The following is a 21,963-nucleotide window of genomic DNA, read 5'->3' as shown; positions in this document are numbered from 1 at the left end:
ATCGACCACGGCGCCGGGCGCGGGGGACGGCGCGTCCGGTGCCGGGAGCGGTAGTCCTCGGGGTCGGCGGCGATGCCGTACGCGCCGAGGACGCTGCACCAGCGGGTGCGTTCGTGCTCGCCGCGCTCCCAGACGCCCAGCGCGGCGGCGCGAGTCGCGTGCCGCGTAGGCGATGAGCCGGCCGGGGTTCAGCTCGGCGAGCACGTCGGCGCTGGCCGGGCCGTTGCCGTGCAGGTCGATGGCGACGTCGGGGGGCGCGCCCGGCCAGTGCCGCAGCGAGGGCACGCCGCGGCCCGGTGCCTGCGCCGCGAGTACGGCGTCCACCGCGCCGGTGGACAGCGCCGCGTCGGTCAGCGCGGGCGGCGCTGCCAGCACGAGGGCGTGGCCGGGGAAGTGCCGGCGTACGCCGCGCAGCGCGGGCACCCCGGCCAGCAGGTCTCCCAGGCCCAGCGCGCGCAGCACCAGGAGGCGGGGGCGGGGCGAGGCGGGGCCGGTGGGATCGGCGGCGTGCGTCATTCACACCACCCTGTCGGCCGTGGCGTCCGGCAGCGGCTCGCCCGGCTGTCCGGCGGCGCGTTCGGCGAGCTTGGTGCTGGACCGGCCGTCGAGGTACGGCAGCAGCATGACCTGGCCGCCCCAGCCCTCCAGCACCTCCGTCTCCGGCATCCGGGTCAGCGCGTAGTCGCCGCCCTTGACCCAGATGTGCGGGCGGAGTTCCTGGAGCACCTGCTCGGGGGTGTCCTCCTCGAAGACGGTGACGGCGTCGACGCAGCCCAGCGCCTGGAGCACCCGCACCCGGTCGGCTGCGGGCACGATCGGCCGCTCGTCGCCCTTGCGGCGGCGTACGGACGCGTCGGAGTTCAGGCACACGATAAGGCAGTCGCCGGCCCGCCGGGCGGCCTGGAGCAGCGCGACGTGCCCGGCGTGCAGCAGGTCGAAGCAGCCGCCGGCCGCGACGACGGTGCCGCCCGCGGCGCGCACCCGTGCCGCGAGTTCGGCCGCGCTCTCGCCGCCGCCGTCCTGCGGCTGGGCGGTGGGCGCGAAGTGACCGGCGAAGCCGTGCGCGCCGCCGTCCTCGACGAACTGGGTGGCCGCGTGGACCGCGCCCTGCACGGCGTCCTCGGGCAGCGCCTCGTCGGCCAGCAGTCCCGCTGCGGCGGAGGCGAAGCGGTCCCCGGCGCCGCAGGCGTCACCCTGCGCGCTCCACGGCGAGGGCACCAGCATCGGCGCCTCGCCGTGCGTGAGGAGCGCGCCGCGCTCCCCCATCGTCACGGCCACCGAAGCGGCCCGCCAGGCACTCAGCAGCGTGCGCGCGTCGGCGGCCGCCTGGGCGAGCCGGCCGCGCGGCGCGTCGGCCGCTTCGTCGCCGGGTCCCGTACGGGCCGGGCGCTGCCGGGCGGCGGCGCGCCGGCCGGGCTCCTCGCCGAGCGCGGCGGCGAAGCCCCGCGCCTCGGCGGCCGCCGGGGTGGCCAGCTTCACACCGGGCACCGGCGGCTGCCCGTTGGGGTGCGGGTCCCAGACGACGGGCACCCGCCGGGCCGCACGGGCGAGCGCGTCGCGCACGGCGTCGGCGGTGCCCCGGCCGTAGTCCGCGACGAGCACGGCACCGGCCGCCGCGATGGCCGCCTCCGCCGCCTCGGTGGCCCCGCACGCGCGGCCGTCGCCCTCGTCCAGGCGGAGCAGCGGGCGGCCCCGGGCCATCAGCCGGGTCTTGCTGGAGAGCGCGCCGGAGAGCGGGAGTTCGACGAGGGTGACCCGGTCGGCGAGGAGCCGGCGCAGGTCGCGGCTGGTCTCGTCGTCGCCGAGCGCGGTGACGAAGGTGACCTCGCGGCCGTCCTCGGCGGCCAGGCAGGCGGCGAGCGCCGCGCCACCGGGCCGTGCGGTGCGGCGTACGGCCTTCAGTACCGGCACCGGGGCGTCCGGCGCGAGGCGGTCGGCGCGCCCGGAGAGGTCGTGGTCGAGCAGCGCGTCACCGACGACGAGCAGGGGTGCGGGGCGGCTCATGACTCCTCCACCCGCACGCGGTCCAGGGCCGGTTCCGGCTCCTGGCGCACCGCGCCGTCCTGCCGGGCGACGGCCCGGTCGAACGCCTCGCAGATCATGTGCACGGCGACCAGGTGGAGTTCCTGGACGGTGGCGGCCACCGGCGCGTCCACGCACAGCGCCTCGTCGGCGGCCGCCTCCAGCGGGTTGGGCGCGGGCCCGGTCAGCGCCCATACGCTCATGCCGGTGCGGCGGGCCTCGCCGGCGGCGGTCAGCAGGTTGGCGCTGGCGCCGCTGGTGGACATCAGCAGCAGCACGTCGCCGGGCCGGCCGTGCGCGCGGGTCTGCCGTGCGAACACCTCCTGCACGCCGTAGTCGTTGGCGATGGCGGTGGTGGAGGAGGTGTCGGCGTGCAGCGCGAGCGCCGAGTACGCGGGCCGGTCCTCGCGGTAGCGGCCGACCAGTTCGGCGGTGAGGTGCTGGGCCTGGGCCGCGCTGCCGCCGTTGCCGGCGACCAGCAGCCGGGCGCCGTGGCCGAGGCGGTCGGCCAGCCGGCCGCCCCAGGACTCCAGGCGTCCGGCGGAGGCGCGGAAGCGGGTCAGCGCGTCCTGCAGCGCGTCGCAGTGGCGGGCGTCGTCGATCGTGGTCATCGGGCCACCCCCGAGAGTTCGGGTACGGAGAGCAGGCCGTCGTAGACGGCGGCGACGCCTTCCGCGACGCGTTCCCAGGTGTAGCGGTCCAGGGCGCGTTCGCGGCCCGCGGCGCCGAGGCGAGCGAGCAGCTCGGGGTCGGCCAGCAGGTCGCGGATGACGCGGTCCAGGCCGTGGTCGTCGACCGGCGGCACGAGGACGCCGGTGACCCCGTCGACGACCGTGTCCAGGTGTCCGCCGACGGCGGTGGCGACCACCGGGGTGCGGCAGGCCATCGCCTCGATGGGGACGATGCCGAAGGGCTCGTACCGGGGCAGCGAGAGCACCAGGTCGGCGCTGGACATCAGCGCCGGCATCTCGCCGTGCGAGACCGCGCCCAGCAGCCGTACCCGCTCGCTCACGCCGTGCTCCTCGGCGACCTTGCGCAGCCGGACCGCCTCCGGGTCGTCGAAGAGCAGTGGCTCCTCGGGCCCGCCGGCGATGAGGAGTTCGGCGTCCGGGACGCCGGCCAGGGCGCGGATGGCCCGGTCGAAGCCCTTGCGGGGCACGAGCCGCCCGACGGCCAGCAGCCGTTTGGGGCCCTCGGTGCGCCGGGCGTCCGGCACGGGCGCGAAGTGCTCGGTGTCCACGCCGCACGGCACGACGCGCACGTGCCGGCGGTCGATGCCCATGGCGAGGAGTTCGCCGACCTCGTCGGAGCAGGTCGCGAGGATCCTGTTGCAGCTCCTGCCGATGCGGGCCTCGGTCTCGATGCGCTCGGGCGGGCTGGTGTCCTCCGAGCCCTGGTAGCGCCGCTTGACGGTGCCCAGCGCGTGGTACGTCTGCACGACGGGGACGCCGTGCTCCCGGGCGCCGGCCAGCGCGGCCGTGCCGGACATCCAGAAGTGGGCGTGCACCAGGTCGGGCGGTGCGGCGGCCCAGGACCGCGCGAGGTACCGGCCGAACTCCGGCATGTGCGCGGGCAGTTCGTCCTTCGGTACCGGGGCCGGCGGCCCGGCCGGCACGTGCACGACCTTGAAGCCGTCCTTGGTCGTGACGGTGTGCGGCAGCGCGGGATCGTCACGCCGTGTGTAGACCGTGACCTCGTGCCCGCGCCGGACCAGGTGCCGGGCGAGCTGCGCCACGTACACGTTCTGCCCGCCGGCGTCCGGGCCGCCGAGTGCGGCCAGCGGGCTGGCGTGCTCGGAGACCATGGCGACGTGGAGGGCGGGGGCTTCGTGCTTCATCGCGTGACCTCTTTCATGAGTTGGTCCCAGTCGTCCAGGAAGCGCCCCACCCCGTAGCGGGCCTGTACGGCGGCCCGCGCTTCCCGGCCCGTCCGTTCGGCGAGGTCCCGGTCGGCGACGAAGCCGCGGACCGCGTCGGTCAGCGTCTCCAGCCGGTTGGAGACCACGCCTGCCCCCTCGGGGACGGCCTCGCGCACCTCGGTGGTGTCCAGCGTCACGACCGGCATGCCGAGGAACATGGCTTCCAGCAGGGAGAGGCCGAGCGAGGTCCAGCGGATCGGGTGGACGTACACCCGGCACCGGGCCATCGCCGTGTGCAGCTCCTCCTGCGGCAGGTCACGCGCGCGGCACCGGTCCGGCGGCAGGCCCAGGTGGCGGGCCAGGCCCTCGGTGCGCATGCCGAAGACGTCCAGCGGCGCGGCGTCGGCGAACCGGGGCAGCAGGTCGGTGCCGGTGGTACGGCCGCGCCGCACGGGCTCGTTGACGACCACGGCGGCCCGCTGCTCGGCGCCGGTCCAGCGCGGGCCCGGGTCGATGATGCCGTGCTCCACGACGGTGGTCGGGGCGCGGCCGTTGTCCCACATCAGCCGGTTGAAGTGGGTGACGTGGACGATCGGCACGTCGGCGCGGTCGGCGAGCGGGTGCCGGGTGTCCACGGGGGTCTCGTGCGGGCTGTTGTGCTCGACGTAGACCGCGGGTACGTCGATGCCCGGCCGCCGGCCGGTCCACTCGTACGCCAGGTCCACCTCGTGCGGCCGCTGCAGGACCATCAGGTCGATGTCCGCCGTGCGCAGCTGCTCCGGGGAGAGTTCCCGGACGGAGGCCGGCCAGTCCCAGGTGCGGGCGCGGCCCAGGCCGTCCGGGCCGCGGTCCGGGGTCACCGGGACCAGGTAGGTGTGCGCACCCTGGACGAACGCGGTGATCCAGGAGCCGTGCACATGCCAGATGAGGATGTTCATGTGCTCTCCTTGAGCAGTTTCTGCACGGCGAGCACCACGTCGGTCGCGGTGACGTCGTCCAGGCAGGGATGACCCGGCTGCGGGCAGAACCGGGCGCGGCTGCCGGCGCACGGTGCCCGCTGGTCGCCGAGCAGGATCGTCGGCACGCCGTACGGCGCCCACCGCTCGGCGGGTACCACGGGCGCGAACAGCGACACGACGGGCGTGCCGACGGCGGCGGCCAGATGTGCGGGGCCGGTGTTGCCGCTGACCACCACGTCGGCGGAGCGCAGCACTCCGGCCAGGCTCCGGGAGTCGGTGCGCCCGCCGAGGTCGCGGGCGACGCTCCCGCTGACCTCCTTGGTCAGTCCGGTCTCGCCGGGGCCGCCGGTGACGACGACGCGGTGGCCGGCGTCGGCCAGCGCGGCGACCGCCTCGGCGCAGCGGTGCGGGCTCCAGGCGCGTGCGGGTGCGCTGGCGCCCGGGTGGACCACGACGTACGGGCCGTTGCCGGTCAGCCCCACGGTGTCCGGCGTCGGCAGCACCCGCAGCCGCCCGTCGTCGCGGGGCTCGGGCACGAAGCCGAGCGCGGCTGCGGTGTCGAGGGCGGCCTCGGCCTCGTGCCGTCCGGGCAGCCGCCGGTGGCGTACGTCCAGCAGCCGCCCCGGGTGGTCGCGGCTGTCGGCGCCGATCCGGCCGACGTGCGCCATCCGCAGCAGCAGGGCGGCGGGCAGCGGGCTCTGGTGGAAGGAGGTGAGGATGAGCGCGCTGTCGTAGGCGCCCTCGCGCACCCGGCGGACCAGTCCCTCGACGTCGGCGTCGTCGACGCTCGGCGGGCTGAAGCCCTCCCAGGGGGCCTCCCACACCAGTACCTCGTCGACCCCGGGCAGCATCCGCGCCGCGTCCTCGCCGCGCGGCCCGCACAACATGGTCACGTGGTCGGAATGCGCGGCCACGGCACGCACGGCCGGTCCTGCCAGCAGGACGTCGCCGAAGCTGTCGAGGCGTACCACGAGCGATCTCAACGGTCCCACCCCCAGGTCTCCGCGGCCACGGGCGCGGTCTCGGGGCCCGGGCCGAGCAGCTGCCGTACGGCCGTGAGCACGTCGGGCGCGGTGCACGGCGCGGCCGCCACCTCTTCGTGCCGGGTGACGGCGTTGGGCACGAGGACGGCGCGGGCACCGGCGGCCTGCGCGGCGAGCACATCGGCGCCGATGTCGCCGATCACCACGCACTTCTCGGCCGGTACGGCGAGCCGGCGGGCCGCCTCGATCACCAGCCCCGGCCTGGGCTTGCGGCAGTGACAGCCGGCCTCGGGGCTGTGCGGGCAGTACACCCAGGTCCCGAAGCCGCCGAGCGCGTCGTCCACCCGCGCGTTGACCAGCCGCACCTGCTGTTCGGTCAGCAGGCCGCGGCCCACGCCGGACTGGTTGCTGACGACGGCCGTCGGAATGCCGGCGGCACGCAGCAGCCGGAGCGCCTCGGGCACTCCGGGCAGCACGCGGACCAGCCGCGGGTCGCCGTTGTAGGGCACGTCCTCGATGAGTGTGCCGTCCCGGTCGAAGAGGACGGCGGCGGGCCGCTCGTGCGGCAGGGCGGGGCGGCCCTCGGCGAGGGACGCGCCCTCATGGGGCGATTCGGTCATGCGCCACCTCGCCAGGCCGCGGCGCCGCGGTGCGTCAGCTCGCCCCGCAGCCGGTGTGCGACGGCGAGCGGCGGGATGAGCACGCTGGTGGCGAGCATCGTGGTCACCTCGTGCCGGGTGCGCGGGCCGGGGGCGATGCGGGCCCAGGCGAACTCCGCCGTGCCCAGCGCCCAGACGGCTCCGGCCAGCGCGGCGGCGCGCGGGCGGCGGGCGAGCGCGAGCGCCGCTGCCGCCGTGCCCGCGGCGGTGATGGCGGTGTGCCGGGCGAGCCGGCCGCGCGGTGCCTCGGCCCGGTGCCACCAGTCGGCGCCGTGCAGCCGCCGCATCAGCGCGTCGTCGGCGTTGCCGCGCTGGACGCGTACGGAGACCCAGCGGTCGGCGGGGCGTACCGGGTGGTGGGTGACGCGGTCGCCGCGGCGCAGGTCCCAGCCCGCGTCCATGACGCGCAGCGCCAGGTCGGCGTCCTCACGGAAGGCGCGCGGGAACCGCTCGTCGAAGCCGCCGACGTCGCGGAGGGCCGCGCTGCGGTAGGCCATGTCGGCGGTCGCCCAGGCGGCGCCCTCCAGCCCCGCCGTGCCGCGCTCCCAGTCGGTGGGGCGGCGGGTGGTGTCGAGCGGTACGTGGAGGCGGCCCTGGACGCCGCCGGTGCGGACGCCGGCGGCCGCGAGGTCGGCGGTGAGCCGGTGGCTCCAGTCGGGCGTGACCCGCACGTCGTCGTCGAGGAAGACGACCCAGGGGGTGTTCACCGCGGCCAGCCCCGCGTTCCGGGCCGCCGCCGGGCCGCGCCCGCCGGTGGCCGTCGTACGGATCCGGTCCCGCAGCGGACCCGCCGCTGCCAGCGGCAGCGGCTCGCCGGGCGCGGGCCGGTCGTCGGCGAGGACGACCTGGTCGGGCCAGGGCTCGCCGGCCTCGGCGAGGGCCCGCAGGCAGTCCGCCAGGCAGGGCCTGCCGACGGTGGGTATCACGACGGCGTACGAGACCTCGCCCTCGGCTCGGTGCCGTGCCGGGTCGGCGGAGCGGGTCGCGGTACTCGCCGGGGTATCCGGAGGTGTCATGCGAACGCCTTTCCGCGGCGGACCGCGAACGGCCCGATGGCCAGCAGGTCGACCGGCGCGCTGCCGAAGCACTCCAGCGCCTCGCGGGGGCTGTCCACCATGGGGCGCCCCGCGGTGTTCAGGCTGGTGTTGACCACGACGGGGATGCCGGTGCGCCGGTCGAACGCCGCGAGCATGCGGGCCACCAGCGGCTCGGTGTCCTCCGTCACGGTCTGCACGCGCGCGGTGCCGTCGACGTGCACCACGGCAGGGATCTTCTCCCGCCAGGCCTCGCGGACGTGGTGGACGAAGAGCATGTAGGGGCTGGGCAGCGGCCCGCCGTCGAAGAGTTCGGCGGCCCGGTCCTCCAGCACCATCGGCGCGACGGGCCGGAACTCCTCGCGGCCCTTCACGGCGTTCAGCCGCTCCAGGTTGCCCGGGTGGCCGGGGTGGGCGAGCAGGGAGCGGTGGCCGAGCGCGCGCGGGCCGTACTCGCTGCGGCCCTGGTACCAGGCGACGACGCCGTTGTCCGCCAGGGTCTCGGCGACCGTCTCGGCGATGTCCGCCGGCTCCTCGTACGGGACGGCGGCCTCCTCCAGGATCGCCCGCAGCTCCTCGTCGGACCAGCCGCGGCCGAGCGCGGCGGTCGGCATCGGGAGGACCCGTCCGGCCTCCTGCTCCTGGGCCACGTGCAGTGCGGCGCCCAGTGCGGTGCCGGCGTCGCCCGCGGCGGGCTGCACCCAGATGTCCTCGAACGGGCCGTCGCGGTACAGGCGGGTGTTGGCCACGCAGTTGAGCGCGACGCCGCCGGCCATGGCGAGCGTCCGCCGGCCGGTCCGCTCGTGCAGCCAGCGGCCGAGGTCGAGCGTCATGTCCTCCAGGCAGGCCTGGGCGCTGGCGGCCAGGTCGGCGTGGTCGGTGGTGAGGCGGCGGCCCGCGGGCCTGCGCGGCACCATCCGCTCCCAGGGGACGTGTTCGGCGACGTAGCCGCCGGTGCCGTCGGCGCGGACGTACTCGCGCAGCTGGTCGCGGAAGCGCGGCGTGCCGTAGGAGGCGAGCGCCATGACCTTGTACTCGTCGCTGCTGCGCAGGAAGCCGAGGTGGTCGGTGAGCTCCTCGTAGAACAGGCCCAGGGAGTGCGGGAGTTCCTGTGCCGCGAGGACCTTCAGCTCGCCGTCGGAGTAGGCGCCCGCGAGGTGCGAGGCGCACTCGCCGCGGCCGTCGAGCACCAGCACGGCGCTGTCGTCGTGCGGGGAGGCGAGCCCGGCGGAGGCCGCGTGGGCGACGTGGTGCGCCACGAAGCGGACGCGTTCGGGCTTCAGGCCCGGCAGCGCCTCGGCGAGGAATTCCGGTGCCCGCCGGGCGTACTCCTGGCGCAGGTGGTCCCAGGGGTCGTCGAGGCCCATCATGTCGGCGGGGCGGGCGAGTTCGGGGTCGTAGGAGTAGGCGACGGCGTCGAGGTCCGCCGGGGTCAGGCCGGCCTGCTCGAGGCACCAGCGGGCGGAGAGCTCGGGCAGTTCCCAGGCGGAGAAGGGGACCGGGCGCTTGCCGTGCTTACGACGGCTGAATCGTTCCTCCTCCGCGGCGGCGACGGTCCTGCCGTCGATCACGAGAGCTGCTGCGGGGTCGTGGAAGAGAGCGTTGACACCAAGGACGCGCATGGAATGTTCCCTCACGGGTGGGCGGCTTCTTCGGGCGGGGCGGTGTGGGCGGCGGCGGTCGCCGGCTGCGCGGTGAGCCGTTCACGGGGGTCGCGGCTCGCGAAGTAGCCGATCGTGCGCTTGATCCCCTCTTCCCAGGCCACCTTGGGCTCCCAGCCGAACATCTCGCGGGCCAGCGTGGTGTCGGGCCGCCGCCGTTCGGGGTCGTCCTCGGGCCGTTCGACGTACTGCAGCTCCGAGCGGGAGCCGGTCAGCGCGATGACGCGGCGGGCGATCTCGGCGACCGGGGTCTCCTCGCCGCCGCCGATGTTGACCGGCCGCACCGCGCGGCTCGCGGCCACCAGCAGGATGCCGTCGACCGTGTCGTCGACGTAGCACAGCGAGCGGGTCTGCTCGCCGCTGCCGGCCACCGTCAGCGGCTCGCCGGCCAGCGCCTGGCAGATGAACGTCGGGACCGCGCGCCCGTCGTGGGCGCGCATCCGGGGACCGTAGGTGTTGAACATCCGCACGATGCCGGCGTTGCTGCCCTTGGCGCCGACGTGTGCGGTGACCAGTGCTTCGGAGAACCGCTTGGACTCGTCGTACACACTGCGCGGACCGACCGGGTTGACGTTGCCCCAGTAGTCCTCGCGCTGCGGGTGTTCGAGGGGGTCGCCGTACACCTCGGAGGTGGAGGCGAGGAGGAAGCGTGCGCTGTCGCGGTGCGCGATGGCCAGCGCGTTCCGCGTCCCGAGGCTGCCGACGTCCAGCGTCTCCAGCGGCATCCGGAGGTAGTCGACGGGCGAGGCCGGGCACGCGAAGTGCAGGACGAGGTCGTAGGGGCCGGAGAGTTCGTCGATGCACTGCGGAAGACAGACGTCCCGGTCCAGGAAGCGGAAGCCGGGACGGCCGAGCAGGTGCTCGATGTTCTCCATGGACCCCGAGGACAGGTTGTCCACGCAGTCCACCTCGACGTCACTCTCCAGCAGGCGTTCACAGAGGTGGGAACCGAGGAAGCCGGCACCTCCGGTCACGAGCGCTCGCCGCCACGTCGGTCGCAAGGGCAGGGCAGTCACGCGTCGTCCTCCTTCTTGTGCGGCATGGTCCGGGCAGCACGGACACTGAGTGTCCTGTTTCCATGCTTTTACGCATCTCGTCCAGTTCTACCGGCGACAGTGCGGGTACGCCTCCTGAGTGCGCGCTGAGCGAAGGAGCAAACATCGATGCACCACCCCCTCCACGCCCTCACCGACGATCTGCTCGCCCGCCCCGGGGGCCCCGGACGGACGCTGCTGACCGGGTGGTTCAGCTTCGACGACGGCGAGGTCACCGTCGGCGACGCGCTGGCCCAGCGCCGGGTGTCGGCGGCCCTGACGGCCTGCGGCATCCCGCACGACACCGCCTGGAGCCGCGGGTTCGCGCCGGACCGGCTGCCGCTGGACGAGGCGGACCCCGCCGCCTACGGCCACGTCCTCTTCGCCTGCGGACCCGCGCACGGAGAGCAAGTACGGCGGCTGCACCGGCAGTTCGCCGGCTGCCGGCGGCTGGCCGTCGGAGTGAGCGTCATCGACCCCGGCGACCCCGCGGTGACCGGCTTCGACCGGGTCTTCGCCCGGGACGAACCCGCCGGCCCGCCGGCCGTCGACCTGGCCGCCTCGGCACCGGTGCACGCGACGCCGCCGGTCGCGGGCGTGATGCTGACGTACGGGCAGGGCGAGTACGGCGAGCGGCGGCGGCACGACACGGTCGGCGGACGGCTGACCGAGTGGCTCACCCGGCTGGACTGCACACGAGTGGCCGCCGACACCCGGCTGGCGATCGACGACTGGCGGCACTGCGCGACGCCCGAGCAGTTCATGGGGCTCGCCGCCCGGCTCGACGCCGTGATCACCAACCGGCTGCACGGCATGGTGCTGGCACTGCGGGCCGGGACACCGGCCCTGGTCGTCGATCCCGTACAGGGCGGCGCGAAGGTGTCGGCGCAAGCCCGCGCGCTGCGCTGGCCCGCCGTCCTCCCGGCGGACGACGTCACGCCGAAGGCGCTGGACCGGTGGTGGGAGTGGTGCCTCTCCCCCGCGGGCCGCGCGGCGGCCGCTCGGCGGGCCCGGCTGATGGACCGGGCCCACGCGTCCGACCGGCGGTGATTACGTACCGCGATTCCGGTAACCCGAGGGAGGAGAAGAGGAACAGTTCCCCGTATATGAGGAGGAATCGTGCTCAGCGCGATCGCCGACGTCCTGCGCACCATCGGCAGCACCCTCGCCGCCGTGGTGACGCTCCCCTTCCGCGCGCTCGCCCGGCTCTTCGGCGGCGCCTCGCGAGGCGCCCGCTGACCCGCGCGCGCACCGGCTCCCCCGAGGAGGGATGCGTATGACGGCCGACCGGCAGCGGACGGCGCGGGCCCTGCTGAAGACGCACGGGCAGACGTACGCCGCCGAAGCGGGCATCACGCTCCGCGACACCCCGCAGCCCCTCTACCAGCTGCTCGTCCTGGCCTGCCTGCTCAGCGCCCGCATCCGGGCCTCGGTGGCGGTCGCGGCCGCCCGTGAGCTCTTCGAGGCCGGCATGAAGGACGCCCGGAGCATGCGGGACGCGACCTGGCAGCAGCGCGTGGACGCCCTCGGCCGCGGCAGCTACCGCCGGTACGACGAACGCACCTCCACCCAGCTGGGCGACGGTGCGCAGCTGCTCCTGGACGAGTACCACGGTGACCTGCGACGGCTGCGGGACGAGGCGGGCGGCGACGTGGACCGGCTGCGTGAGCTGCTGCAGAAGGTGCCGGGCCTGGGCCCGGCCGGCGCCGACATCTTCCTGCGCGAGGTGCAGGCCGTGTGGCCGGACCTCGTCCCCTGCATCGACGGCAAGGCCGTACAGGGCGCCGAGCGGCTGGGCCTGCCGAAGGACCCGAAGGCACTGGCCCGGCTGGTGCCCGCCGAGGACACCGCCGCCTTCGCCGCCGCGCTGGTCCGCGCCGCGCTGGAGAAATCCGTGGTGGAGGACGTGGCGGAGGAGACCTCCTGAGCCGGCCGCGGCACCGTCGCCCTTGACGCTCCTCCGTACGGGCGGACGCGAAGGGGCCGGGACTCGTGGGAGTCCCGGCCCCTTCGGTGTCTTCGGGGTGCCTGCCCTCAGGCGGCCGTGCGGTAGGCCTCGGGGACGGCCGGTGCGGTCCGCAGGGTGCCCCTGCGGGTGTGCAGCAGCGCGCCCAGGCCGGTCACGCCCGCGATGATCAGGCCGCCGAGCACCAGCGCGCCGCGCGCGCCGGCCTGCTCCATGAGGAGGCCGAGCAGCGGCGGGGCCACCAGGCCCCAGCCCGTGCTCAGGCTCCGCCAGACGCCGAGCACCCGGCCCCGCATGTGGGCCGGCGGGTCGGTCTGCAGCACGGTGGTGCCCGCGGTGTCGGACACCGACTCCACCACCGACATCGGCAGCACCAGGACCAGCAGGAAGATCAGCGAGGGCGAGAGGCCCGCGACGACCTGGAGCAGCGCACCCGCCGCGGCCAGCGCGCCGACGAGCTTGACCGAGGGCCTGCGCAGCCGGGCGGCCAGGACCGCGCCGACGATGCCGCCGGCGGCCAGCACGGAGGAGACGGTGCCGAAGGCGCCGGCGCCCGCGCTGAGCGGCCCGGTGACCAGGACGGCCAGGGTGAGCTGGTAGTTCCGGCCGAAGATCGCGCTCAGGCCGGTGATCACGGCCAGGGCGACCAGCCGCGGCCGGCGCATGAAGAAGGCCATGCCCTCGCGGGCCGTCATGGCGGGCTCGGTGTCCTCGGCCGCCTCCGCCGCCTTCTGCTCCGGGCCGGTGGCCGGTTCCGCCGTGGCCTCGCCCTGCCCGGCCCTGCCCGCGGCGCCCAGCGCCTGCACGGCCGGCTTCAGGAAGGGGATGACGGCCGCGACGAAGAGGAAGGAGAAGCCGTTCGCGGCGTACGCGGCGCCCGTGCCGAGCACGCCGACGGCCACGCCGGCCAGCGCCGTACCGCTCAGCCGGCCCACGCTGTGCACCAGCGAGCCGACCGCGATGGCCGAGGGCACGTCCTCGCGGCGCACCAGGTCGTTGCCGAGCAGCGAGGTGGCGGGGCCGTCGACCGTGGCGATCAGGCCGGTGACGGCGGACAGCGCCATCAGCAGGCCGTAGTTGAGCTGGTCGGTCGCCACCAGGAAGGCGGTGGTGAAGGCCACCAGGCCCAGGATCGCCTGGCTCACCGCGGCGGTGAGCTTGCGGGGCCAGCGGTCGACGGCGGCGCCGCCGAACAGGCCCATGACCAGGCCGGGCCCGGCCTGTACGGAGAGCGACAGACCGGTGGCGGCCGCTGACCCGGTGAGCTGCAGCACCAGCAGGTTCTGCACGGTCAGCTGCATCCAGGTGCCGGCGTTGGAGACCAGGTTGGCCACCGACCACCAGCGCATGCTGCGGTAGCGCAGCGAGCGCCAGGGGGCGTGGTCGCCGCCCTTGTCGCGGGGGCGGCCGCGGCCGAACAGGTAGCGCAGGTTGGCGGTGTAGCGGCGGACCGCGCCGGGGGCGCGGCCGCCGCCTGGATCGCCGGCCGGGTCGCCGGGTTCGGCGACGGGGGCCGCGGGGTCGGCGGCGTCGGTGGCGGCCGCATGCGCGGACGGCGTCTGCCCGGGCAGGGGCTCGGGAGCAAGCACGGGAGAAGGCACAGCGGAAGACACTTCGTGAAGAGCCCGTCAGGCTCGGAAAGCGGCTCGGCGGGGCGCGCGGGCACGGCGGCGTGCGGCGGCCGGGCGCCGAGATCGGTCGGGTGCCGGGCCGGGGCGGAGGGCGCACGGAAGCGCGTGCCCCGGGCACGACAAGATTCGACTTTCACACACCGGTGCGGCCGGTAAAACGTTTACGGGGTGCGATGGCCGTCACCCTGCCGCGAAACCCTTGCGCCCCAAGGGCTCCGCCGAGTGGGTGCGGATTCTCACAGCGGGCGGTGAGCCGGTGACACGGGGGTACTCGCTGACGGCCCGGAGTTGCATTTGCACGACACGTGACGGTTCCGCAGGGTGGGTGCGACGGGGCGCGAACGGGCACCCGGTCTGCACCCGCCGGGAGCACCCGCCGGAGAAGGCGCAGTGGAGGCCGCCGGCGCGGTGGCGCGGAACGGCAGTCCAGGAGAGGAGAGCGGCCATGTCCGACGAGACGATGGGTGACGAGGTCTACCAGCCGCAGACCTACGAGACGTCCGACGAGCTCGACATGCAGGACGCCCTCGACGAGCCGGACGCGGACGAAGAGATGGAGCGGGGCTACTCCCCGCCCGAGAAGCCCCTCGGGGTGAACAAGAAGGGCACCACGGCCAACGAGCAGCGCGAGGGCGAGAGCCTGGACGAGCGGCTGGCCGAGGAGGTGCCGGACGTGACGCCGCCACCGGGCGACGGCATCGGCGACGAGCTGGACAAGGACGGCGAGCCGGTGGACGAGCAGGCCGGCGAGGACCGGGCCGGGCGGATCGTCGGCGGCGACCAGGGCTACCCGTACCGCGGGCGGAACGCCAACGACGTGGTCGCCGAGGACGTGGGCATCGACGGCGGCGCGGCGGGCGCCGAGGAGGCCGCGGTGCACGTCGTGGACGACGAGAACGTCAACGACGACGAGTCCCCGCCGCTGCGCTGACGCGGTAGAAAAGGGGGCATGAGCGAGGACGCCGGACGGGGACACGACGACGTGGACGCGGTGACCGGGGCCGTACTGAGCGCGTCCCGGGTGCTGGTGGCCGTCTCGGCACGCTCGCTGGCCGCCATCGAGGGGACGGTGACGCTCCCGCAGTTCCGGCTGCTGGTGGTGCTCGCCGAGCACCGGGCCGCCAAGCTGGTGACCGTGGCCGAGCTGCTGGGGGTCAATCCCTCGACCGCGCTGCGGATGATCGACCGGCTGATCGCGGCCGGTTTCGTGGTGCGCGAGGTCAATCCGCGCAGCCGTCGAGAAACGATTCTTCAGCTGACGGACGAGGGCCGCCGCATCGTCGCCGACGTCACGGAGCGGCGGCACGCCGAGGTCGCGGCGATCGTCGCGCGGATGCCGGCGGCGCAGCGCGGCGAGCTGGTGACGGCCCTGTCCGCCTTCGCCACCGCCGCCGGTGAGCCCCTCGCTCCGGCCCCCGCCGCCGACCCGTCCGTACCCGGCCGGCCCGACCCCGGCACTGCCTGAGGCGGGCCGCCCACCAGGCCCCGGAGGTGCGCCGCATGACCATCGCCGACGACGCCGGAGCCGGCACCGGTCCGGCCGTCACCGCCGTACGCGGCCCCCTCGTCCGCTTCCTGGACGACCCCTTCCGCACCGGGTCCGCCGAGGCGTTCCGGTACACGCCCGACGCGCTGCTGCTCTGCGCCGACGGCCGGATCACCGCGGCCGGCGAGTACGCCGCGCTGCGCCACCGGCTGCCCCCGGGCGTCACGCCCGACCACTACCCGGACCACGTGATCGTGCCCGGGTTCGTCGACACGCACGTGCACGGCGTCCAGACCGACGTCATGGCGGCCTTCGGCGCCGATCTGACGTCATGGCTGGAGGAGCGCGCGTTCCCCGAGGAGGAGCGGTTCGCCGACGACCGGTACGCCCGTGCGGCCGCCGCCGTCTTCTGCGACCAGCTGCTGCGTCACGGCACGACGACGGCCCTGGTCTTCGGCTCCGTGCATCCCGGGTCGGCCGACGCGCTGTTCGAGGCGGCCGCCCGGCGGGACCTGCGCATCGCCTGCGGCAAGGTGCTGATGGACCGCAACGCGCCCGACGCGCTGCGCGACACGGCACAGCGCGGCTACGAGGAGTCCAGGGCGCTGCTGGACCGCTGGCACGGCAAGGGGCGCGCCCAGTACGCGGTCACGCCCCGCTTCGCGCCCAGCAGTACGCCGGAACAGCTCGAAGCGGCCGCCGCGCTGTGGCGGGAACACCCCGGCACGCTGCTGCACACCCATGTCTCGGAGACGCCGGACGAGGTGGCGTGGGCCCGCTCCCTCTTCCCCGAGCGCGCCGGCTACCTCGACGTCTACGATCACTACGGGCTGCTCGGGCCGGGCGCGGTGCTCGCGCACGGCGTCCACCTCTCCCCCGCCGAACGCGACCGCTGCGCCGCCACCGGCACCGCGCTCGCGCACTGCCCCGGCTCCAACCTCGCGCTGGGCAGCGGACTGTTCCCGCTGCGCGAGACCGCCGGCGGGCCGCGGCCGGTGACGACGGGGCTGGGCACCGACGTGGGCGCGGGCCCCACCTTCTCGATGCTGTCGACGCTGTACGCGGCGTACCAGGTCGCCGCCGTGTGCGGCGCCCCGGTCGACATCGTGCAGGCGTACTACCTCGCCACGCGGGGCGGCGCCGCCGCGCTCGGCCTGGCGGACACCGTCGGCTCGCTCGTCCCCGGTCAGGAAGCGGACTTCGCGGTGCTCGATCCCCGTGCCACGCCGCTGCTCGCCCGGCGCGCTGCCCGCGCCGAGGACATCGAGGAGCTGCTGTTCGTCCTCGCGGCCCTGGGCGACGACCGCACGGTACGCGCCACGTACGCAGCGGGCCGGCTCGTCCACGACCGGGACGCGGCGCCGGCCGGCGGGAACGGCGCCGCGTAGCCGGCCGGGTCCGTCCGGTCAGCGGCCGAGTGCCTTGGCCAGCTCGTCCTTGTTCATCGAGGAGCGGCCGTCGATGTTCTTCTTCTTGGCCTCGGCGTAGAGCTGGTCCTTGGTCGGGCCGTGCGAGCCCGCGCGGTTGCCCGAGCGCTGGCCGCCGCGCTGGGGCGCGGACTTGCGGTCCTGGGTGGAGGTCTTGCTCGCGGTCTTGGACTCGCCCGCGCGTGCCCGCTCCTTGTTCACGGTGCGTGCCGCGATCTCCTTGGCCCGGCCGGTCGAGGTGCCGCGCTTCTGGGCGCCCTCCTTGATGTGCTCGTACTGGCGCTCGCGCTTGTTGCTGGAACCTCGCGGCATGTCATGTCTCCTTGTGGTCGGCCCCGTCCCGCCGGGAGTGCGGACCGGTGGCACGTTCCACTCCACCTCTCAGCCCCGCGGTCCGCGAGAGGAGGTGGGCCGTTCGGGCACGCCGCCGGTGCCGGCCAGCCGGGCCGCGCACTCCAGCATCATGGCGTGCACGAAGGACTGCGGCAGGTTGCCCCGCAACTGACGCTGCGTGATGTCGAACTCCTCGGCGTACAGCCCGGCGGCGCCGCACGCGGCGCGGTTGCGCTCGAACCAGCGGAACGCCTCAACTTCCCTGCCCTGCTGGTGTTCTGCCAGCGCCACCGCGAAACCGCAGAGCACGAAGGCGCCTTCCGCCGCGGCCAGCGGCCGGTCGTCGTGCCGGAAGCGGTACGCGTAGTGGTGGTCGGTCAGCCGGTCCTGGTAGGCGCGCAGCGTGGCGTGGGTGCGCGGGTCGTCGGCGGGCACCCCGCCGCGCAGGGCCGGGAGCAGCAGCGCCGCGTCCAGCCCCGCGTCGTCGGCGGCCCGCTGCCAGTGGCCGTCGGGGTGCAGGCAGGTGGCGGTGGCGGCGGCCAGCAGGGTGTCGGCCAGCTCGGTCCAGCGGCGGGCCCGTGGTCCGCGCGGCGCGGCCCCGGCCATCGCGCGCAGCCCGGCGGAGCAGATGAGGCGGCTGTGCGTCCAGACGCGGGGCTCCAGTTCCCAGATGCCCGCGTCCGGTTCGCGCCAGCGGCGGGCGACGGCGTCAGCGGCGATGTCCACGGCCTTCCAGCCGTCGCCTTCGAGCCGGCCGGCGCGGGCCGCGGCCGCGAAGAGCAGCAGCGCCTCGCCGAAGGCGTCGAGCTGGAACTGCCGGTTGACGCGGTTGCCGATCCGGTCGTAGCCGCCGGGGTAGCCGGCCAGGTCCAGTTCCCGCTGGTCGGGCACGGGCCCGCCGTCCACGGTGTACGCCGGGCTGAGGCGGGGGCCGTCCTCGTGCAGCCGTGCGCCGATGAAGCGGACGGCGGCGTCCAGCAGCGGGTACTCGCCGGCCGCCGCCGCTGCCTGGCCCGCGTAGCACTGGTCGCGGATCCAGACGTACCGGTAGTCGTAGTTGCGGCCCTCCTCGGCGCGTTCGGGGAGGCTGGTGGTGGCCGCCGCGATCATTCCGCCGCTCGCGCCGGTCATGCCGCGCAGCACGGCGTACGACTGGCGCGCGTCCCCCGCAGCGACGGTCGCGTCCAGTGCCGGTACCGCCTCCCGCCAGGCGCGTGCGGTGCGGTCCCAGGCGGCGTCGGGCTCCGGGGGCGGACCGGCCGGCGGGGTGCGGCCGATCTCCAGGACGAAGTCGTGGTGCTGCCCGGGGTCGAGCCGCAGGGCGAGGACGAGCCGGGTGGCGCGACGGGAGCCGGCGCCCGTCGCCGGGTCCGCCGCCTCGTCCGTGTCCGCCGGGGCGTCCGTCAGCCGGGCCTCCGCGCCGCCGGTCCAGCGCAGGTGGAGGTCGCCGACGCGGGCGGTCCACACGCCGTGTTCGTCGCGGTGCGGGGCGTGCAGCGGCTCGGCGCCGTAGCCGGCCAGCGGGTGCAGGACCACCCGCAGGCGGGCCGGGCCCTCCAGGGCCTCCACGCGGCGCAGCAGGACGAGGCGGTCGGGGTCGCCCGGGTAGGCCAGCGCCTCGCGGCACTCGACGATGCTGTGCTGGGTGACCCAGCGGCTGCGCCAGATCAGCGTGCCCTCTTCGTAGTGGCCGCCGGGCACGAAGCGGTCCTCCGGCGTCACCGCGTACGCGCCGCCCCCGCCGATCAGGGTGGCGAAGACCGCCTCGTCGTGCCAGCGCGGGGCGCACAGCCAGCAGACCTCGCCGCGCGGGCCGACCAGTGCGGCGCGCTCGCCGTCGGCCAGTACGGCGTAGTCGTGCAGCGCCTGCGGCGGGTAGGCATGGCTTTCGGGCAGGTCGATGGCGGTCATCGGGCTCCGGAGGGGGTGGTTCGGACGGACGCCGTGGGGACGCGGTTCAGCCGGTGCGGTACTGCTCGGCCAGGTCGGCGCGGAGGGTGAGGCCGTGCCCCGGCGCGCCGTCGGCGCCGGGGGTGATGCTGCCGCCGGCCGGGTCGAGGACGCCGTCGAAGAGCATGTTCTCGATGCGGACGTGGTCGTGGAACCACTCCAGGTGGCGCAGGTTGGGCACCGCGGCTGCCCCGTGCGCGTGCACGTGGGGCGCGCAGTGGCCGGAGATCTCCAGGCCCGCGGCCTCGGCGAGCGCCGCTGCGCGCAGCCAGACGGTGAGGCCGCCGCAGCGGGTGGCGTCGGCCTGGAGGCAGTCCACCGCGTCGGCGCGGAGCATGTGCCCGAAGTACGGCAGGGTGTAGCCGTATTCGCCCGCGGTGACGTCGGGGGTGACGGCCGCGCGGACGTGGGCGAGGCCGGTGAGGTCGTCGGAGGAGACCGGCTCCTCGAACCAGGTGACGCCCTCATCGGCGAGGCGGGCCGCCATCCGGACGGCCTGCTTGCGGGAGTAGCCGCCGTTGGCGTCGACGTAGAGGTCGGTGGCGGGGCCGATGGTGCGACGGGCCGCTGCCACGCGCTCGGCGTCACGCCGGGTGGCGCTGCCCCAGGACTCGCCGATCTTGATCTTGACGCGCGGGATGTCCTGCTCCTCGACCCAGTGCCGCAGCTGGTGCTCCTGCTGCTCCGCGTCGTACGTGGTGAAGCCGCCGCTGCCGTACACCGGCACGTCGGGCCGGCAGGCGCCGAGCAGCCGGACCAGCGGCAGGTCCAGCAGCCGGGCCTTGAGGTCCCACAGCGCGAGGTCGACGGCCGAGACGGCGCCCGCGACGAGGCCGGGCCGCCCGGCGTTGCGGACGGCCCGGTTCATGGCCTCGTTGGCGGCCGGCACGTCCAGGGCGCAGCGGCCGGTCACCACGCCGGCCAGCTGCCCGGTGACGACCTGTGCGGTGGCGGGCGCGCCGTACGTCCAGCCGAAGCCGGTGGTGGCGCCGGACCGCACGGTGACCAGCACCAGCGTCGTGGAGTCCCAGGTGAGGGTGCCATCGCCCTCCGGCGCGTCGGTCGGGACGGTGTAGACCGCCGCCCCGACCGACTCCACCGGGGGCTCGGCATCCCCTTCGTGCACGGCCGTCATCACGCGTTCCGGCCGCCCTCGGCGCCGGGCCGGTCCTCGCGGTGCCGGTGGCCGGGCAGGAACTCCTGCATCTTGGCCTTGATGCCCTGCTTGAGCACGTCGGCGCGGTCGCTGTCGCCCTTGAGGATGGCGGTCGCCGCGGCCTCGATCTGGTCGAAGCTGGCGTGCGGCGGGATCGGCGGCACGGCCGGGTCGGTACGGAAGTCGATGACGAACGGGCGCTCGGCCGACAGCGCCTGGCGCCACGCGGACTCCACGTCGCCGGGCTTCTCCACCCGGACGCCGCCGAGGCCGATGGAGCGCGCGAAGTCGGCGTACGGCACGTCCGGGATGTGCTGCGAGGGCTCGAACTGCGGGGCACCGGACATCGCGCGCATCTCCCAGGTGACCTGATTGAGGTCCTGGTTGTTCAGGACGGCGACGATGAGCCGCGGGTCGGACCACTCGTGCCAGTACTTGGCCGCGGTGATCAGCTCGGCCATGCCGTTCATCTGCATCGCGCCGTCACCGACGATCGCCAGCGCGGGCCGCTCGGGGTGCGCGAACTTGGCGCCGATGACGTACGGCACGCCCGGTCCCATGGTCGCCAGCGTGCCGGAGAGCGAGCCGCGCATGGCGCCGCGCATCCGCAGGTGGCGCGCATACCAGTTGGCGGCGGAGCCGGAGTCGGCGGCCAGGATGACGTCGTGCGGCAGCAGCTGGTCCAGCGCGTGCACGACGTACTCGGGGTTGACCGGGTCGGCGTCCACGGCGGCGCGCCGCTGCATGACCTCCCACCAGCGTGCGGTGTTCTTCTCGATCTTCTTGCGCCAGTCGCCGTGCTTCTTCCGCTTCAGCTGCGGCAGCAGCGCCCGCAGCGTCTCCTTGGCGTCGCCGACGAGGTTGACCTCGAAGGGGTAGCGCATGCCGATCATGTGCCCGTCGATGTCGATCTGGACGGCGCGCGCCTGGTCCAGTTCGGGCATGAACTGGGTGTACGGGAAGCTGGAGCCGATGACGACGAGGGTGTCGCACTCCATCATCAGCTCGTAGGACGGCCGGGTGCCGAGCAGGCCGATGGCGCCGGTGACGTACGGCAGGTCGTCCGGCAGCGCGTCCTTGCCCAGCAGGGCCTTCGCGACGCCGGCGCCGGTGACCTCGGCCAGCTCCTCGACCTCGGCGCGGGCGCCGCGTGCGCCCTGCCCGATGAGGATGGCGACCTTCTCGCCCTCGTTGATGACCTTGGCGGCCTCGGCGAGCGCGGGCTTGGCGGGGACCGGCGCGTACTGGGCCATGCCCAGGCTGGAGGGCACCATCTTGAAGGCGTGCTGCGGCGGGGAGTAGTCCAGCTCCTGCACGTCGGCCGGGATGATGATCGCGGTGACGGTCCGCCGGGCCATCGCGGTGCGCATGGCCCGGTCGATGACGTTGGGCAGCTGCTCGGGGACGGTCACCGTCTCGCAGAAGTCGGAGGCGACGTCCTTGTACAGGCTCGCCAGGTCCACCTCCTGCTGGTAGGAGCCGCCCATGGCGCTGCGGTTGGTCTGGCCGACGATGGCCACGACGGGCACGTGGTCGAGCTTGGCGTCGTAGAGGCCGTTCAGCAGGTGGATGGCGCCGGGTCCGGAGGTCGCCGCGCAGACGCCGACCTTGCCGGAGAACTTCGCGTAGCCGACGGCCTCGAACGCGGCCATCTCCTCGTGCCGGGCCTGGACGAACTGGGGCTTGTTGTCGGCCCTCCCCCACGCGGCCAGCAGTCCGTTGATGCCGTCACCCGCGTAGCTGAAGACATGGTCGACGTCCCACTCGCGCAGCCGCTGGAGGACGTAGTCGGACACCTTGATCG

Annotated in this window: 21 protein-coding genes; 6 read left to right on the top strand and 15 right to left on the bottom strand. The window is 75.0% G+C overall.

The annotated features are described in order from the left end of the window. The 10 genes from C3486_RS18930 to C3486_RS18885 all read right to left on the bottom strand — a co-directional run. A partial coding sequence (locus C3486_RS18930) for a glycosyltransferase family 9 protein (protein ID WP_374936892.1) occupies positions 1–516 on the bottom strand: 516 nt, incomplete at its 3' end. Next, complete coding sequence (gene rfaE2, locus C3486_RS18925; RefSeq protein WP_103833903.1) at positions 517–2,004, bottom strand: D-glycero-beta-D-manno-heptose 1-phosphate adenylyltransferase; 1,488 nt, start codon at positions 2,002–2,004, stop codon at positions 517–519. Beyond that, positions 2,001–2,633 (bottom strand): SIS domain-containing protein, encoded by a 633-nt coding sequence (locus C3486_RS18920; RefSeq protein ID WP_103833902.1) that lies wholly within the window; start codon positions 2,631–2,633, stop codon positions 2,001–2,003. The genes rfaE2 and C3486_RS18920 overlap by 4 nt, the downstream gene beginning before the upstream one ends. Beyond that, the gene (locus tag C3486_RS18915) at positions 2,630–3,859 is read right to left on the bottom strand and encodes a glycosyltransferase (protein ID WP_103833901.1); all 1,230 of its coding nucleotides are present in this window, start codon (positions 3,857–3,859) and stop codon (positions 2,630–2,632) included. Before C3486_RS18915 ends, C3486_RS18920 begins: the two co-directional genes overlap by 4 nt. Continuing rightward, positions 3,856–4,818, bottom strand: coding sequence for a glycosyltransferase (locus C3486_RS18910; RefSeq protein WP_103833900.1), 963 nt, complete (start codon positions 4,816–4,818; stop codon positions 3,856–3,858). The genes C3486_RS18915 and C3486_RS18910 overlap by 4 nt, the downstream gene beginning before the upstream one ends. Continuing rightward, positions 4,815–5,822, bottom strand: a complete 1,008-nt coding sequence (locus C3486_RS18905) for a glycosyltransferase family 9 protein (RefSeq protein WP_103833899.1) — start codon at positions 5,820–5,822, stop codon at positions 4,815–4,817. Before C3486_RS18905 ends, C3486_RS18910 begins: the two co-directional genes overlap by 4 nt. Continuing rightward, positions 5,819–6,442 (bottom strand): HAD-IIIA family hydrolase, encoded by a 624-nt coding sequence (locus tag C3486_RS18900; protein WP_103833898.1) that lies wholly within the window; start codon positions 6,440–6,442, stop codon positions 5,819–5,821. Before C3486_RS18900 ends, C3486_RS18905 begins: the two co-directional genes overlap by 4 nt. After that, on the bottom strand, positions 6,439–7,497 hold the full coding sequence (locus C3486_RS18895; RefSeq protein ID WP_103833897.1) for a glycosyltransferase family 2 protein: 1,059 nt from the start codon (positions 7,495–7,497) through the stop codon (positions 6,439–6,441). Before C3486_RS18895 ends, C3486_RS18900 begins: the two co-directional genes overlap by 4 nt. After that, entirely contained in the window at positions 7,494–9,137 is a 1,644-nt protein-coding gene (locus tag C3486_RS18890) for a carbamoyltransferase C-terminal domain-containing protein (protein WP_103833896.1), read from the bottom strand. The genes C3486_RS18895 and C3486_RS18890 overlap by 4 nt, the downstream gene beginning before the upstream one ends. 11 nt (positions 9,138–9,148) lie before the next feature. Next, positions 9,149–10,192, bottom strand: a complete 1,044-nt coding sequence (locus tag C3486_RS18885) for an NAD-dependent epimerase/dehydratase family protein (protein ID WP_103833895.1) — start codon at positions 10,190–10,192, stop codon at positions 9,149–9,151. 147 nt (positions 10,193–10,339) lie between these two features. On the opposite strand from C3486_RS18885, the gene C3486_RS18880 reads away from it, so the two are divergent. The 3 genes from C3486_RS18880 (at position 10,340) to C3486_RS18875 (ending at position 12,137) form a co-directional block, all read left to right on the top strand. Continuing rightward, entirely contained in the window at positions 10,340–11,260 is a 921-nt protein-coding gene (locus C3486_RS18880) for a polysaccharide pyruvyl transferase family protein (protein ID WP_103833894.1), read from the top strand. Between the two features lie 69 nt (positions 11,261–11,329). After that, positions 11,330–11,449 (top strand): LPFR motif small protein, encoded by a 120-nt coding sequence (locus C3486_RS38065; RefSeq protein WP_258052858.1) that lies wholly within the window; start codon positions 11,330–11,332, stop codon positions 11,447–11,449. A 37-nt stretch (positions 11,450–11,486) separates the two neighbouring features. Continuing rightward, positions 11,487–12,137, top strand: a complete 651-nt coding sequence (locus C3486_RS18875; protein WP_103833893.1) for an endonuclease — start codon at positions 11,487–11,489, stop codon at positions 12,135–12,137. Between the two features lie 107 nt (positions 12,138–12,244). On the opposite strand, the gene C3486_RS18870 is transcribed toward C3486_RS18875, so the two are convergent. Then, positions 12,245–13,525 (bottom strand): MFS transporter, encoded by a 1,281-nt coding sequence (locus C3486_RS18870; protein ID WP_103833913.1) that lies wholly within the window; start codon positions 13,523–13,525, stop codon positions 12,245–12,247. A gap of 727 nt (positions 13,526–14,252) precedes the next feature. On the opposite strand from C3486_RS18870, the gene C3486_RS18865 reads away from it, so the two are divergent. Genes C3486_RS18865 through guaD form a run of 3 tightly spaced genes read left to right on the top strand, consistent with a single transcriptional unit; the run spans position 14,253 to position 16,681 of the window. After that, positions 14,253–14,738, top strand: coding sequence for a DUF5709 domain-containing protein (locus C3486_RS18865; RefSeq protein WP_103833892.1), 486 nt, complete (start codon positions 14,253–14,255; stop codon positions 14,736–14,738). Positions 14,739–14,756: 18 nt separating this feature from the next. Beyond that, positions 14,757–15,272, top strand: coding sequence for a MarR family transcriptional regulator (locus C3486_RS18860; protein ID WP_103833891.1), 516 nt, complete (start codon positions 14,757–14,759; stop codon positions 15,270–15,272). Positions 15,273–15,307: 35 nt separating this feature from the next. After that, positions 15,308–16,681: a guanine deaminase gene (guaD, locus tag C3486_RS18855; protein ID WP_103833890.1), complete on the top strand. Its 1,374-nt coding sequence runs from the start codon at positions 15,308–15,310 to the stop codon at positions 16,679–16,681. A gap of 18 nt (positions 16,682–16,699) precedes the next feature. On the opposite strand, the gene C3486_RS18850 is transcribed toward guaD, so the two are convergent. From C3486_RS18850 to C3486_RS18835, 4 genes are all read right to left on the bottom strand, one after another. Beyond that, entirely contained in the window at positions 16,700–17,032 is a 333-nt protein-coding gene (locus C3486_RS18850) for a plasmid stabilization protein (protein ID WP_103833889.1), read from the bottom strand. Positions 17,033–17,101: 69 nt separating this feature from the next. Continuing rightward, on the bottom strand, positions 17,102–18,964 hold the full coding sequence (locus C3486_RS18845; protein ID WP_103833888.1) for a glycoside hydrolase family 15 protein: 1,863 nt from the start codon (positions 18,962–18,964) through the stop codon (positions 17,102–17,104). A 46-nt stretch (positions 18,965–19,010) separates the two neighbouring features. Beyond that, the gene (locus C3486_RS18840; protein ID WP_103833887.1) at positions 19,011–20,138 is read right to left on the bottom strand and encodes an enolase C-terminal domain-like protein; all 1,128 of its coding nucleotides are present in this window, start codon (positions 20,136–20,138) and stop codon (positions 19,011–19,013) included. Continuing rightward, positions 20,138–21,961 carry a thiamine pyrophosphate-requiring protein gene (locus C3486_RS18835; RefSeq protein WP_103833912.1) on the bottom strand — a complete coding sequence of 608 codons (1,824 nt, stop codon included), beginning with the start codon at positions 21,959–21,961 and terminating at the stop codon, positions 20,138–20,140. Before C3486_RS18835 ends, C3486_RS18840 begins: the two co-directional genes overlap by 1 nt. Positions 21,962–21,963: the final 2 nt, after the last annotated feature.

This window comes from Streptomyces sp. Ru73, assembly GCF_002920575.1.
GTDB lineage: Bacteria > Actinomycetota > Actinomycetes > Streptomycetales > Streptomycetaceae > Streptomyces.
This window is presented reverse-complemented; position numbering and strand designations above follow the sequence as displayed.

Coding starts and splice junctions, on each gene's coding strand:
- rfaE2 (WP_103833903.1), bottom strand. CDS start 2,004: ATGAGCCGCCCCGCACCCCTGCTCGTCGTCGGTGACGCGCTGCTCGAC.
- C3486_RS18920 (WP_103833902.1), bottom strand. CDS start 2,633: ATGACCACGATCGACGACGCCCGCCACTGCGACGCGCTGCAGGACGCG.
- C3486_RS18915 (WP_103833901.1), bottom strand. CDS start 3,859: ATGAAGCACGAAGCCCCCGCCCTCCACGTCGCCATGGTCTCCGAGCAC.
- C3486_RS18910 (WP_103833900.1), bottom strand. CDS start 4,818: ATGAACATCCTCATCTGGCATGTGCACGGCTCCTGGATCACCGCGTTC.
- C3486_RS18900 (WP_103833898.1), bottom strand. CDS start 6,442: ATGACCGAATCGCCCCATGAGGGCGCGTCCCTCGCCGAGGGCCGCCCC.
- C3486_RS18895 (WP_103833897.1), bottom strand. CDS start 7,497: ATGACACCTCCGGATACCCCGGCGAGTACCGCGACCCGCTCCGCCGAC.
- C3486_RS18890 (WP_103833896.1), bottom strand. CDS start 9,137: ATGCGCGTCCTTGGTGTCAACGCTCTCTTCCACGACCCCGCAGCAGCT.
- C3486_RS18880 (WP_103833894.1), top strand. CDS start 10,340: ATGCACCACCCCCTCCACGCCCTCACCGACGATCTGCTCGCCCGCCCC.
- C3486_RS18875 (WP_103833893.1), top strand. CDS start 11,487: ATGACGGCCGACCGGCAGCGGACGGCGCGGGCCCTGCTGAAGACGCAC.
- C3486_RS18870 (WP_103833913.1), bottom strand. CDS start 13,525: ATGCGCTGGTGGTCGGTGGCCAACCTGGTCTCCAACGCCGGCACCTGG.
- C3486_RS18865 (WP_103833892.1), top strand. CDS start 14,253: ATGTCCGACGAGACGATGGGTGACGAGGTCTACCAGCCGCAGACCTAC.
- C3486_RS18860 (WP_103833891.1), top strand. CDS start 14,757: ATGAGCGAGGACGCCGGACGGGGACACGACGACGTGGACGCGGTGACC.
- guaD (WP_103833890.1), top strand. CDS start 15,308: ATGACCATCGCCGACGACGCCGGAGCCGGCACCGGTCCGGCCGTCACC.
- C3486_RS18850 (WP_103833889.1), bottom strand. CDS start 17,032: ATGCCGCGAGGTTCCAGCAACAAGCGCGAGCGCCAGTACGAGCACATC.
- C3486_RS18845 (WP_103833888.1), bottom strand. CDS start 18,964: ATGACCGCCATCGACCTGCCCGAAAGCCATGCCTACCCGCCGCAGGCG.
- C3486_RS18840 (WP_103833887.1), bottom strand. CDS start 20,138: ATGACGGCCGTGCACGAAGGGGATGCCGAGCCCCCGGTGGAGTCGGTC.